At 60.7% G+C, this 13,516-nt stretch carries 10 protein-coding genes; 4 read left to right on the forward strand and 6 right to left on the reverse strand.

All coding sequences use genetic code 11. The annotated features are described in order from the left end of the window. Nucleotides 1-150: 150 nt before the first annotated feature. Both trxC and ACYASU_RS21180 read left to right on the forward strand, forming a co-directional pair. The gene (gene trxC, locus ACYASU_RS21175; RefSeq protein WP_463583946.1) at nt 151-585 is read left to right on the forward strand and encodes a thioredoxin TrxC; all 435 of its coding nucleotides are present in this window, start codon (nt 151-153) and stop codon (nt 583-585) included. Between the two features lie 136 nt (nt 586-721). Further along, a complete protein-coding gene (locus ACYASU_RS21180) occupies nt 722-1,099 on the forward strand; it encodes a PAAR domain-containing protein (RefSeq protein WP_463583947.1) in 378 nt (125 codons plus the stop codon). A 3-nt stretch (nt 1,100-1,102) separates the two neighbouring features. On the opposite strand, the gene ACYASU_RS21185 is transcribed toward ACYASU_RS21180, so the two are convergent. Further along, nucleotides 1,103-1,885 carry a ParA family protein gene (locus ACYASU_RS21185; RefSeq protein ID WP_463583948.1) on the reverse strand — a complete coding sequence of 261 codons (783 nt, stop codon included), beginning with the start codon at nt 1,883-1,885 and terminating at the stop codon, nt 1,103-1,105. A gap of 354 nt (nt 1,886-2,239) precedes the next feature. Here ACYASU_RS21185 and ACYASU_RS21190 point away from each other — a divergent pair, with 354 nt between their 5' ends. Beyond that, nucleotides 2,240-2,728 (forward strand): DUF3261 domain-containing protein, encoded by a 489-nt coding sequence (locus ACYASU_RS21190; protein WP_463583949.1) that lies wholly within the window; start codon nt 2,240-2,242, stop codon nt 2,726-2,728. 83 nt (nt 2,729-2,811) lie between these two features. On the opposite strand, the gene ACYASU_RS21195 is transcribed toward ACYASU_RS21190, so the two are convergent. Then, the gene (locus ACYASU_RS21195) at nt 2,812-3,702 is read right to left on the reverse strand and encodes a LysR family transcriptional regulator (protein ID WP_122625545.1); all 891 of its coding nucleotides are present in this window, start codon (nt 3,700-3,702) and stop codon (nt 2,812-2,814) included. A gap of 115 nt (nt 3,703-3,817) precedes the next feature. Here ACYASU_RS21195 and ACYASU_RS21200 point away from each other — a divergent pair, with 115 nt between their 5' ends. Further along, nucleotides 3,818-5,083 (forward strand): MFS transporter, encoded by a 1,266-nt coding sequence (locus tag ACYASU_RS21200; protein WP_463583950.1) that lies wholly within the window; start codon nt 3,818-3,820, stop codon nt 5,081-5,083. A 252-nt stretch (nt 5,084-5,335) separates the two neighbouring features. Here the strand turns inward: ACYASU_RS21200 and hemE are convergent, their stop codons facing one another. The 4 genes from hemE to gltB form a co-directional block, all read right to left on the reverse strand. After that, nucleotides 5,336-6,400, reverse strand: coding sequence for a uroporphyrinogen decarboxylase (gene hemE / locus ACYASU_RS21205; RefSeq protein ID WP_192171206.1), 1,065 nt, complete (start codon nt 6,398-6,400; stop codon nt 5,336-5,338). Nucleotides 6,401-6,531: 131 nt separating this feature from the next. After that, nucleotides 6,532-6,798: a trypsin-like serine protease gene (locus tag ACYASU_RS21210; protein ID WP_463583951.1), complete on the reverse strand. Its 267-nt coding sequence runs from the start codon at nt 6,796-6,798 to the stop codon at nt 6,532-6,534. Nucleotides 6,799-7,181: 383 nt separating this feature from the next. Further along, nucleotides 7,182-8,600 carry an FAD-dependent oxidoreductase gene (locus ACYASU_RS21215; protein ID WP_463583952.1) on the reverse strand — a complete coding sequence of 473 codons (1,419 nt, stop codon included), beginning with the start codon at nt 8,598-8,600 and terminating at the stop codon, nt 7,182-7,184. A 121-nt stretch (nt 8,601-8,721) separates the two neighbouring features. Further along, nucleotides 8,722-13,167 (reverse strand): glutamate synthase large subunit, encoded by a 4,446-nt coding sequence (gene gltB, locus ACYASU_RS21220; protein ID WP_463583953.1) that lies wholly within the window; start codon nt 13,165-13,167, stop codon nt 8,722-8,724. Nucleotides 13,168-13,516: the final 349 nt, after the last annotated feature.

Consider the following 13,516-nt stretch of genomic DNA (forward strand, 5'->3'; position numbering starts at 1 on the left):
TTTGGGGTAGTTCACACCTGGCATTTCAGGTGATCAGTGAATGCCGACCGCCATTGATGACATCCCGTCGCTACAGGTGCAGCCGTAGAGCTTGATAACCCATCCCCCAGACTCCACGTAACAGTCATCAATCCTACTCAGGTCTCTCCCATGTCCGATTCCCTGCTGATCCCCTGCCCGCACTGCAACGGGCTCAATCGCATTCCTGCCGGGCGGCTGTCCGACCAGCCGAAATGCGGGCGTTGCAAGCAGCCGGTTTTGCTGAGCAAGCCGTTCAACCTGACACAGGGCGATTACGCCAGCCAGATCAAGGGCGATCTGCCGTTGCTGGTGGACGTGTGGGCGGAATGGTGCGGCCCCTGCAAATCGTTCGCGCCGACGTTCGAGCAAGCGGCCACGCAGCTAAGCGGTCGTGTTCGCTTGGCGAAGCTGGACAGCGAGGCCAATCAGCAGCTTTCAGCACAGCTTGGAATTCGCTCGATCCCGAGTCTTATCCTGTTCAAGGACGGCCGTGAAATCGCCCGGCAGAGTGGCGCAATGCCGTTGCAACAGTTGATGGCCTGGCTGACCAGTCAGGGAATATGAGGGGCGTTTCTTCAGAGATCGAAGTGCGTGACAGCCAGCGCTGTAGGCATGTTCTGAAAGCGCTCTTTCGCCCCGAATTCGTCGAATTCTGCGTCTAGGCTTCGCCACTCCTATCGGCACCCTGGAGTGGTTAGCAATGACATACGTGGTCAGAGAGGGCGATTCAACAACAACCGGCGGCGTGGTTTTGCGGGCCTCAGGCTCGCACACATGGGAGGACCGGCGCCTGGCGCGCATGGGCGATCCGGTCTGGTGCGAGCTGTGCGCCCAGATCGGCTTCATTGCCCAAGGCAATCCGACCTTCATCGACGAACTCGTGGCCGTGGCGACGCACGGCCAGGCAGTGCGCTGCGGCTGCGAGGAGGGCACCCATCGTTTGATCGCCAGCCAGACCCAGCTTCAGGCCGACATGGACGCGACCATCGACATTCCCAAGGACATGGCTGAAAAGGCGCGCAAGCGAGCCAAGCAGATGACGCGAGCCCGTCGAGAGAGCACCGAACCACTCGCCTAGTCGTCAGCGATTACCCGCACCCGTTTCCAGCAAGTGATGCAGCTCGACAAATTGCTGAGTCAGCTTATGCCGCGGCTCCAGATGGATCAGCGGCATATTCGCCTGGTGGGATTCACGCATCTTGATCGAGCTGGTGAGGTAGATCGGCAGCACCGGTAGCCCTTCAGCGATGAGCTCATCAAGGATCTGCTGGGGCAGACTCGCCCGCGCCTGGAACTGGTTGACGATAATGCCTTCCACCTCCAGATCCTCGTTGTGATCTTCCTTGAGCTCTTCGATTTCCTTGAGCAACCCGTACAGCGCCTGGCGGGAGAAACTGTCGCAGTCGAACGGAATCAGCACCCGATCCGCTGCGATCAATGCCGATACCGCGTAGAAATTCAGGGCCGGGGGCGTGTCCAGATAGATGCGATCGTAGTCTTCGCTCAGCTCATCCAGCAGTTTGCGGAGCTTGTTGATCTTGTGCTTGGCTTCCAGCTTGGGCTGCAGATCCGCCAGCTCCGCCGTGGCGGTCACGACATGAAGGTTGTCGAAGGGCGTTTCATAGATGTCGACCTGATTCTTCTTGGCGCCAGGCCCGGAAGACAAGGTTTGCTTGAAGAAATCGGCGATCCCCATGGGAATCTCGTCCCCGGTCAGACCGGTGAGGTACTGCGTCGAGTTGGCCTGGGCATCAAGATCGATCAACAGCGTCCGATAACCCTCATGAGCACTGACAGCCGCCAGATTGCAGGCGATGCTGGACTTGCCAACGCCGCCCTTCTGATTGAACACCACACGCCGCATGTAAGACTCCCTGTTGCTGTCTAGCCGTAAAGGATCGCCAGCGACCCGATGAATGGTCCCGAGTCTAGGCAATCGCGATGAGTAGGGCGAGTCTCTCGGAAAAATCTGACTGTAAGGATAAGGGCTACATCATCGAAAGATCGATTGCGCCTACAACACAGTGACAGAGGCTGCTGCCGCACCCGTAAGAATGTTCGTCAGTAAACACTCTATTTGTTTCAACGTTTGCCTCAGTGCGCTGGCATCGAGATAATGCCCCTCATTCGGTGATGGCGCCGCGCCATAGACGGTGTCATTTGGGCGGCTCGAAGCCCGGGAATAAAAATTGTCGGCACACCTGGAAGGTAACGCTTCATGATTCGCGCTTTTTTGCTGTTTTGCGTGCTGTTAGTGAGTGGCTGCACCAGCCATGCGCCTGTACCTGCGCAAACGCCCCACATCAAATTTCCGGTGCAATTGCACGTCCAACGTGAGCAAGCCAGTCAGCGCGAAGAGTGGCTGATGACGATTCAGAAGGAACGCCACGGCCTGCGCTTCTCGCTGTTGGACACCCTCGGCACTCCTGTGGCGCGTCAGCAGCTTCGCGAAGAGCGCTGGAAGGCAGATAGCCAACTTCCCCCCAATCACGAGGCAAGGGAGCTGTTCGCCGCCGTGCTGTTTGCCCTGACGTCTCTCGAGGAAGTGCGCTTTGACTACCCGGGCGTGCAGTTGCGACCCTATGGTCGCAGCCTGGATGACCGCTGGTTTGTCGATTACGCCTCCGAAGGTGTCTTCCGGATCAGCATGGAAAGCGGAGAACTGAAATACGTGGTCAGCCCACTCCAGGGCAAGGCGAGTAAATGACGCTGTAGCTTGGCTACCCTGGCGTCGATCTGCGCCTTGGGCAACCTGCAACAACGCCACCATTTCTCCACTGTGCCCCGGCTTCACCCAGCCTTGCGCGTCACCAGTTCGACAAACGCCTTGGCCATGGGCGATTTCTGATCCTTGCGCTGCACCAGCCACACCGCTGACGTAGCCTGGGCATCCAGCAGCGTCCGGTACACCACCCCATCAATGCGCATGCGTTGATAGGACGCCGGCAGCACCGTCACGCCCAGTCCCGCCGCCACCAGACCAATGATGGTCATCGCCTCGCCCGCCTCCTGAGTAAACAATGGGCTAAAGCCCGCCTCCCGCGCCAGATCCAGCAACTGTGCGTAGAGGCCGCTGCCGTAACTGCGCGGGAAGAACACAAACGGCTCACTGGCCAGTTCCCGCAGATGAATGCCGCGTTCCGAGCCTTCGGCCAGTGGATGGTCCGAGCGCAATATCGCCACCAAGGGTTCGTGCAGCAGCTCCACGGCGACCAGTGAATCCGGCAACGGCAGCGGCCGCATGATGCCCACTTGCATCGACTCGTTCTCGAGCCGCTCGGCGACTTCCCGGCTGCTCATTTCCTGAAGCGCCAGATGCACCGCCGGATAACGCTGGCGAAAAGCGAAGATGGCCTGAGGGATGCTTGAGGTGAACGGCGCGGATGCCGTGAAGCCGATTTTCAGTTCGCCAAGTTCTCCCAGCTGCGCGCGCCGAGCGACGTCCGAGGCCTTCTCGACCTGCGCCAGCACCAGACGGGCTTCATCGAGGAACAACCGGCCCGCCTCGCTCAGTTCCACCCTTCGATTGGTCCGCTCAAACAGACGCGCGCCGAGCTCTTGCTCCAGCGCCTGAATCTGCTGGCTCAACGGTGGCTGAGAGATGCCGAGCGCCTGAGCGGCCCGACCAAAATGCAGCTCTTCAGCGACAGCGATGAAGTAACGCAGGTGTCGTAATTCCACAGTCATTCCATTAGGTCGTCAAACCTATCAAACAGGTCGAACAATATATTGGAAGCGATCGTTAGCCGGCTATATTCTTTTGTCACTGCGTCCGCTCTTCCGTCTGAGGTCACCCGTGAATACTGCTGCATCCCCCGCCGCGTCTGCCGAGTTCGCCACAGCGGCCATCCCGTTGGGCGATTCCTACATCGAGAAGGACACGCCCGCTTTCATCCGCACGGTGCTGGCGCTGTTCTCCGGCGGTTTCGCGACATTTGCGCTGCTGTACTGCGTGCAGCCGATGATGCCGGTGCTGTCGCGAGACTTCTCCATCAACGCCGCGCAGAGCAGCATGATCCTGTCAGTGTCCACCGCGATGCTGGCGATCGGATTGCTCATCACCGGCCCCATCTCCGACCGCCTCGGGCGCAAGTCGGTGATGGTGTTCTCGCTGTTCTCGGCCGCCCTTTTCACCATCGCCAGCGCACTGATGCCTACTTGGGAGGGCGTGCTGATCACGCGGGCGTTCGTGGGCTTGTCGCTGAGCGGCCTCGCCGCCGTCGCCATGACTTACCTCAGCGAAGAAATCCACCCGCAGCACATCGGCCTGGCAATGGGCCTGTACATTGGCGGCAACGCCATCGGTGGCATGAGCGGCCGGGTGATCACCGGGGTCTTGAGCGATTACGTGAGTTGGCACACGGCACTGTTGATCATGGGCATCATTGCGCTGGGCGCGGCGGGCGTGTTCTGGAAAATCCTGCCGCCGTCGCGTAACTTCCGCGCCCGCCCGCTCAATGGCCGCAGCCTGCTGGAAGGCTTTGTCCTGCAGTTCCGTGACGCCGGGTTGCCGTGGCTGTTTCTTGAAGGCTTCCTGCTGATGGGCGCGTTCGTGACGCTGTTCAACTACATCGGCTACCGCCTGTTGGCCGACCCGTACAACCTGAGCCAGGCCGTGGTCGGCCTGTTTTCGGTGGTGTACCTGTCCGGCATCTACAGCTCGGCGAAGATCGGCGCACTGGCCGACCAACTGGGCCGTCGAAACGTCCTGTGGGCCGTGATCGTGCTGATGCTCGTCGGTGTCGCGCTGACCATGTTCACACCGCTGCTGGTGGTGATCGTCGGCGTGCTGATGTTCACCTTCGGCTTCTTCGGCGCCCACTCCGTCGCCAGCAGCTGGATCGGCCGCCGCGCCATCAAAGCCAAAGGCCAGGCCTCGTCGCTGTACCTGTTCAGCTACTACGTAGGCTCCAGCGTCGCCGGCACCGGCGGCGGCGTGTTCTGGCACTACGCCGGCTGGAACGGCATCGGCGCCTTCATCGGCACCCTCCTGCTGATCGCCCTCGCTGTGGCGCTGAAACTGGCGAAAGTGAAGCCGTTGGCGGTGAATGTGCAGGTTTGAGGCAAGGGTCACATCGGGCATTCGCCGCTGTTTTAGTGGGACCGGCTTCAGCCGGGAAGACAACCTTATGTGCGCCCTGAATCTTGCAGCGTGACGCCTGACGTCTGCCCGGCTAAAGCCAGTCCTACATTCGCGTTCATAGTGACTCTAACTGGCTGCAAGCGCTGTGTGTTCGCGAGAGAAGCTAACCGCAGCCTGACTCCACACAAAAACGCCCGGCAATTGCCGGGCGTTTTCATAGCTGCAAAGCGCTTACTGGTGGTATTTGGCCGACATTTCGTGCACCGCTTCGATGAAGGCGCCGGCGTTGGCCGGGTCGACTTCGGGGGTGATGCCGTGGCCGAGGTTGAAGACGTGGCCGGTGCCGCTGCCGTAGCTGGCGAGGATGTTCGAGACTTCCTGGCGGATGGCGTTTGGGTTGGCGTAAAGCACGGTCGGGTCCATGTTGCCTTGCAGCGCGACTTTGCTGCCGACACGACGGCGGGCTTCGCCGATGTCGCAGGTCCAGTCCAGGCCCAGTGCGTCGGCGCCGGCGTCGGCAATGCTTTCAAGCCACATGCCGCCGCCTTTGGTGAACAAGATGACTGGCACTTTGCGCCCGTCGTGCTCACGGATCAGGCCGTTGACGATCTTGCGCATATAGGCCAGTGAGAACTCCTGGTACGCCGCGGCCGACAGGCTGCCGCCCCAGCTGTCAAAAATCTGCACCGCCTGGGCGCCTGCGAGAATCTGGCCGTTCAGGTACGCCGTCACCGATTGCGCCAGCTTGTCGAGCAGCAGGTGCATGGCGTGCGGGTTGTCGTAGAGCATGGCCTTGGATTTGCGGAAGTCCTTGGACGAGCCGCCTTCGACCATGTAGGTCGCCAGGGTCCACGGGCTACCGGCGAACCCGATCAGCGGAACGCGTCCGTTGAGCTCGCGGCGGATGGTGCTGACTGCGTCCATGACATAGCCGAGATCTTTTTGTGGGTCAGGAATCGGCAGCGCTTCGATATCAGCCAGGGTGGTGACGGTTTTGCGAAAGCGCGGGCCTTCGCCGGTTTCGAAGTACAGGCCCAGGCCCATGGCGTCGGGAACGGTGAGGATGTCGGAGAACAGAATCGCGGCATCGAGCGGGTAGCGCTCAAGGGGCTGGAGGGTGACTTCACAGGCGAACGCCGGGTTCATGCACAAGCTCATGAAGTCTCCGGCCTTGGCGCGGCTGGCGCGGTACTCCGGGAGATAGCGGCCAGCCTGGCGCATCATCCATACAGGCGTGACGTCAACAGGCTGCTTGAGCAGGGCGCGAAGGAAACGGTCGTTCTTCAGGGCAGTCATGTCGGCATCCGGAAAAAAAGTGCGGGCATTTTCTCAGACACCAACGCAAAAGGCACGGTCGGTGCCGTGCCATTTATTTATCGGGGCGATTTGTCGCATCAATGCCCTGCCGGTTTTCCGACGTCGGCGACCTATTGGTTGTCCTCCATCGTCTTTGTAATCCAGCCTGCGAAGTGAGCGACTCTGGTGTACTGACCGGCATTCATCCACAACGAACGACTGACCAGTCCGATTTCAAGGTAGTGGCTGCCTGACTTGTAGAGCAGAGGCCCTCCGGAATCGCCAGACGCCTGATTGTATCCGGCGCAGAGGTTGACCAATGGATCGAAGTGGGTGGCCGGGTAGCCGGGAGGCACTTCGATACACGCCTTGTCCTCCAGCGTCTCGCCAAGGTTCATTCATACCCGCCAATTCACCGCAACCGGTCAAAAAAGCCCCGAGGCCAAGACAGCAAACTACCTTGTTCATTTTTCGCTCCGTGATCCAACAGGCCGCCAGACACCGGCCCGTGCTTCCATTCAATTTCAGAAAGGCTCGCCAGCGTCCGAGACCTTGCCGAATTAGAAACTTATTGAATCGTGTTGGGAACTGTCAGAAATGACACTCGTGGCGGTGCCTGACGTTTTCACGAACGGGAGAGCCGAGGAAGGAAACGAAACAGATGTGGAAGCAGCTGCCAGCATGGAGCAGCGGCAAGCTTCAAGCGCCAAGCTTCAAGTAGAAGCAGATCGCGTCTGCTTCTAGCTTGTGGGTTACCGCTAGCAGCTTGCCGCAGGCGTCATCAGACGCCTAGATAATCCAGAATCCCTTCAGCCGCATTCCGGCCTTCAAAGATCGCCGTCACCACCAGATCAGATCCGCGCACCATGTCGCCGCCGGCGAAGATCTTCGGGTTGCTGGTCTGATGTTTGAACTGGCCCTGCTCCGGTGCCACGACGCGGCCCTGGCTGTCCATCTGGATGCCCTGCGGATCGAACCACGACGCCGGGCTTGGACGGAAACCGAACGCGATGACCACGGCGTCCGCCGGGATGATCTCTTCGGAACCCGGAATTGGCTCGGGGCTACGACGGCCGCGCGCATCCGGCTCGCCCAAACGCGTTTCGACGACTTTCACGCCTTCGACCCGATCCTCACCAACGATGGCGATGGGCTGACGGTTGTAGAGGAACTTCACGCCTTCTTCCTTGGCGTTCTTCACTTCCTTGCGCGAGCCGGGCATGTTTTCTTCGTCGCGGCGATAGGCGCAGGTCACCGACTTGGCACCCTGGCGAATCGATGTGCGGTTGCAGTCCATCGCCGTGTCACCACCGCCCAGGACCACGACCTTCTTGCCCTTCATGTCGACAAAATCTTCCGGCGACTTTTCAAAGCCCAGGTTGCGGTTGACGTTGGCGATCAGGAAATCCAGCGCATCGTGCACGCCAGGCAGGTCTTCACCGGGGAAGCCGCCCTTCATGTAGGTGTACGTGCCCATGCCCATGAACACAGCGTCGTACTCTTCCAGCAACTGCTCGACGGTGATGTCCTTGCCGACCTCGGTGTTGAGGCGGAACTCGATGCCCATGCCGGTGAAGACTTCGCGGCGATTGCTCAGCACGCTCTTCTCGAGCTTGAACTCGGGGATCCCGAAGGTCAGCAGACCGCCGATTTCCGGGTTCTTGTCGAACACCACCGGCTTCACGCCGCCACGCACCAGAACGTCAGCGCAGCCCAGGCCGGCCGGGCCTGCGCCGATGATCGCCACGCGCTTGCCGTTTGGCACGACGCGGGACATGTCCGGACGCCAGCCCATTGCGAAGGCCGTGTCGGTGATGTACTTCTCGACCGAACCGATGGTCACCGCGCCGAAGCCGTCGTTGAGGGTGCACGCGCCCTCACACAGACGGTCCTGCGGGCACACGCGGCCGCAGACTTCCGGCAGGGTGTTGGTCTGGTGCGACAGCTCGGCGGCCGCGAGGATGTTGCCCTCGGCCACCAGCTTCAGCCAGTTGGGAATGAAGTTATGCACAGGGCATTTCCATTCACAGTACGGGTTGCCGCAACCCAGGCAACGGTGCGCCTGATCGGCCGACTGCTGAGGCTTGAAAGGTTCGTAGATTTCCACGAACTCTTTCTTGCGCTGACGCAGCAGTTTCTTCTTCGGATCTTTACGCCCGACTTCGATGAACTGGAAGTCGTTACTGAGACGTTCAGCCATGGTGTTAAAACTCCTGACTACAGCCTCAAGCGCCAAGCTTGAAGCTGCAAGAAAATCATGTTCGCAGGCACTCGCGCGCTGCCGTTAGCGTGCGGCTTGAAGCGTGCCGCTCGCAGCTGCTTTACTGCGGATTCGCGCGGGTGCTGGACAACAGCGACTTCAAGCTTGCGGCCTTCGGCTTCACCAGCCAGAAGCGGCGCAGGTAGTCGTCCAGGTTTTCCCAGAGGTTGCGGCCCCATTCGCTGTCGGTTTCGGTCACGTATTCGGCCAGCACGCGCTCCAGGTGGCTGCGATAGGCTTCCATCGCTTCACCGCTGATGCGCTGAATCTCGACCAACTCATGGTTGACCCGGTCAACGAAGGTGTTGTCCTGATCGAGCACGTAAGCAAACCCGCCGGTCATGCCTGAGCCGAAGTTGTAGCCGGTCTTGCCCAGCACGCAGACGAAACCGCCGGTCATGTATTCGCAGCAGTGGTCGCCCGTGCCTTCCACAACCGTGTGGGCGCCGGAGTTGCGCACCGCGAAACGCTCACCCGCCGTACCCGCCGCGAACAGCTTGCCGCCAGTCGCGCCGTACAGGCAGGTGTTGCCGATGATGGCGCTGTCCTGGGTTTTGAACGGGCTGCCTTTTGGCGGCACGATGACCAGCTTGCCGGCGGTCATGCCTTTGCCGACGTAGTCGTTGGCGTCGCCTTCCAGGTACATGTTCAGGCCGCCGGCGTTCCACACACCAAAGCTCTGCCCGGCCGTGCCCTTGAAGCGGAACGTCACCGGCGCATCGTTCATGCCCTGGTTGCCGTGGAGCTTGGCGATTTCGCCGGAAATCCGCGCGCCGATGGAGCGGTCGCAGTTGCAGATGTCCAGTTCGTAGTCGCCGCCGCTCTTGGTCTGAATGGCGGAGATCGCCAGTTCGACCATCTTCTCGGCCAGCAGGCCCTTGTCGAACGGCGGGTTGCGGTCCACCTGGCTGAACTGCGGTTTGTCGGCCGGAATGTGGTCGCTGCCCAGCAGCGGCGTCAGGTCCAGGTGCTGCTGCTTGGCGGTTTCACCGGGCAGGATTTCCAGCAGATCGGTACGCCCGATCAGCTCTTCCAGCGAACGCACGCCCAGCTTCGCCAGCCATTCGCGGGTTTCTTCAGCCACGTAGGTGAAGAAGTTGATCACCATGTCGACGGTGCCGATGTAGTGGTCCTTGCGCAGCTTGTCGTTCTGAGTCGCGACGCCGGTGGCGCAGTTGTTCAGGTGGCAGATGCGCAGGTATTTGCAGCCCAGCGCGATCATCGGCGCGGTGCCGAAGCCGAAGCTTTCGGCGCCGAGGATGGCCGCCTTAATAACGTCCAGGCCGGTTTTCAGGCCGCCGTCGGTCTGCACCCGAACCTTGCCGCGCAGGTCGTTGCCGCGCAGGGTCTGGTGAGTCTCGGCCAGGCCGATTTCCCACGGCGAGCCCGCGTATTTGATCGACGACAGCGGCGATGCACCGGTGCCGCCGTCATAGCCGGAAATGGTGATCAGGTCGGCATAGGCCTTGGCCACACCGGCCGCAATCGTGCCCACACCCGCTTCGGCCACCAGCTTGACCGAAACCAGTGCGGCCGGGTTGACCTGCTTGAGGTCAAAGATCAGCTGCGACAAGTCTTCAATCGAGTAGATGTCGTGGTGCGGTGGCGGCGAGATCAGCGTCACGCCCGGCACTGCATAACGCAGTTTGGCGATCAGGCCGTTGACCTTGCCGCCTGGCAGTTGCCCGCCTTCACCCGGCTTGGCGCCCTGGGCGACTTTGATCTGCAGCACGTCGGCGTTGACCAGATACTCAGGCGTCACGCCAAAACGGCCGGTCGCGATCTGCTTGATCTTGGAGCTGCGGATGGTGCCGTAGCGCGCCGGATCTTCGCCGCCCTCACCGGAGTTGGAGCGCGCGCCCAGGCGGTTCATCGCCTCGGCCAGCGCTTCATGGGCTTCCGGCGACAACGCACCCAGCGAGATGCCCGCCGAGTCGAAGCGCTTGAGAATACCTTCCAGCGGCTCGATTTCATCGATGCCCAACGGCGTGTCGAGCTCTTTGACCTTGAGCAGGTCACGGATCATCGACACCGGACGGTTGTCCACCAGCGCTGTGTATTCCTTGAATTTGCTGTAATCACCCTGCTGAACGGCGGCTTGCAGCGTCGCCACCACATCAGGGTTGTACGCGTGGTATTCGCCGCCGTAGACAAACTTCAGCAACCCGCCCTGCTGGATCGGCTTGCGCGCGCTCCAGGCTTCAAAAGCGAGGGCTTTCTGCTCGGCTTCGATGTCAACGAAACGCGCGCCCTTGATGCGGCTCGGCACGCCACGGAAGCTCAAATCGCAGACTTCTTCCGACAGGCCGATGGCTTCGAAAAGCTGCGCGCCGCGGTACGAAGCGACGGTCGAAATGCCCATCTTCGACAGAATCTTGAGCAGGCCTTTGGTGATGCCCTTGCGGTAGTTCTTAAAGACTTCGTACAGATCGCCCAGCACTTCGCCGGTACGGATCAGGTCGCCCAGCACTTCGTACGCCAGGAACGGATAGACCGCCGACGCGCCGAAGCCGATCAGCACCGCGAAATGGTGCGGGTCGCGAGCCGTTGCTGTCTCGACAAGAATGTTGCTGTCGCAGCGCAGGCCTTTTTCGGTCAGGCGGTGGTGCACCGCACCGGTGGCCAGCGATGCGTGAATCGGCAGTTTGCCGGGTGCGATATGGCGGTCGCTCAGGACAATCTGGGTCTTGCCTGAACGCACGGCTTCTTCAGCCTGATCGGCGATATTGCGCACGGCCGCTTCCAGGCCCGTGGCTTCGTCATAGTTCAGGTCGATGATCTGACGATCAAAGCCCGGACGATCCAGGGTCATCAGCGAACGCCACTTGGCCGGGGAAATGACCGGGGAGCTGAGAATCACGCGAGAAGCGTGCTCCGGCGACTCCTGGAAAATGTTGCGCTCGGCACCGAGGCAGACTTCCAGCGACATGACGATAGCTTCACGCAGCGGATCGATCGGCGGGTTGGTGACCTGCGCGAACTGCTGACGGAAATAGTCGTACGGCGTGCGGACACGACGGGACAACACCGCCATCGGCGTGTCATCGCCCATGGAGCCGACCGCTTCCTGGCCCTGCTCACCCAGCGGGCGCAGGATCTGATCACGCTCTTCGAACGTGACCTGGAACATCTTCATGTACTGCTTGAGCTGATCCGGGTTGTAGAAGGCCGAACCGTGGTCGTGGTCTTCCAGGGTCGCCTGAATGCGCAGGGCGTTCTTGCGCAGCCACTGCTTGTACGGATGGCGCGACTTCAAACGGCTGTCGATGGCGTCGGTGTCGAGGATCTGGCCGGTTTCGGTGTCCACGGCGAAGATCTGACCCGGACCGACACGGCCCTTGGCAATCACGTCTTCCGGCTTGTAGTTCCACACGCCGATTTCCGAGGCGAGGGTGATGTAGCCGTTCTTGGTGGTGACCCAGCGCGCAGGACGCAGGCCGTTGCGGTCAAGCAGGCAGACAGCGTGACGACCTTCGGTCATGACGATGCCGGCCGGGCCGTCCCACGGCTCCATGTGCATGGAGTTGAATTCGTAGAACGCGCGCAGATCCGGGTCCATGGTCTCGACGTTCTGCCACGCCGGCGGCACGAGCATGCGCACGCCACGGAACAGGTCGATGCCGCCGGTCACCATCAGCTCGAGCATGTTGTCCATGCTCGAAGAGTCGGAGCCCACGCGGTTGACCAGCGGCCCGAGCTCGTCGAGGTCCATCAGGTCGTTGGTGAACTTGGTGCGACGGGCCTGGGCCCAGTTGCGGTTACCGGTGATGGTGTTGATCTCGCCGTTGTGGGCGAGGAAGCGGAATGGCTGAGCCAGTGGCCATTTCGGCAGGGTGTTGGTCGAGAAACGCTGGTGGAACACGCAGATCGCGGTTTGCAGACGCTCGTCGTTGAGGTCCGGGAAGAATGCCGTGAGGTCACGCGGCATCATCAGGCCTTTGTAGATGATGGTCTTGTGGGAAAAGCTGCAGATGTAGTGGTCGGTGTCAGCGGCGTTGGCCACCGAGGAGCGACGACGTGCGCAGAACAGCTTGATCGCGAATTCCTGATCGCTCAGGCCTTCACCGCCGATGAACACCTGCTCGATCTTCGGCAGACGCTCAAGGGCCAGGCGGCCCAGAACGCTGGTGTCGATCGGCACCTGGCGCCAGCCGATGAGGGTCAGGCCGGCCGCGAGGATTTCACGGTTCATGTTTTCGCGGGCGGCTTCAGCCTTGGTGTCGTCCTGATTGAGGAAGACCATGCCTGCGCAATACTGGCGCGGAAGCTCGACGCCGAAGTGCTCGGTGGCCACCGCACGCAGGAAGGTGTCAGGTTTTTGCATCAACAGCCCGCAACCGTCACCGGTCTTGCCGTCGGCGTTGATCCCACCCCGGTGGGTCATGCAGGTCAGGGCTCCGATAGCCGTCTGCAACAGGTGATGACTGGGCTCGCCTTGCATGTGGGCGATCAGGCCGAAACCACAGTTATCCTTGAATTCTTCTGGATGGTACAGACCTGCTTTCATAGACACATTCTCACCAGGCTGCCCCTTAACGAGGCAAATTTCTTTTCAATTCAACCATTTACCATCCACGCCGAACGTATGCCGGCTTTGCGGGAGCAAAAGGGAGGTCATTGTACACAGCGACACAAGTCCTCACAAATTTGACGACGAAGTGTCGCAAATTTATGTCGCATTCATGAAAGGTTTTATATCGATTCTCGTGCTAGCCCGAGCTTTTTTGCGAGTCTGACCAATGAGAGCCCGAAGATCAATGCGTGTCTGAGACGCAGACACCGCAAGGCGCGCTGCTCGTTGGCAGCACGCTCATGCGTGATATCGGGAGGGCCAAGCGAGGGACCTGGATAAGGTC

The sequence above is a fragment of the Pseudomonas sp. HP_12 genome (assembly GCF_055283955.1).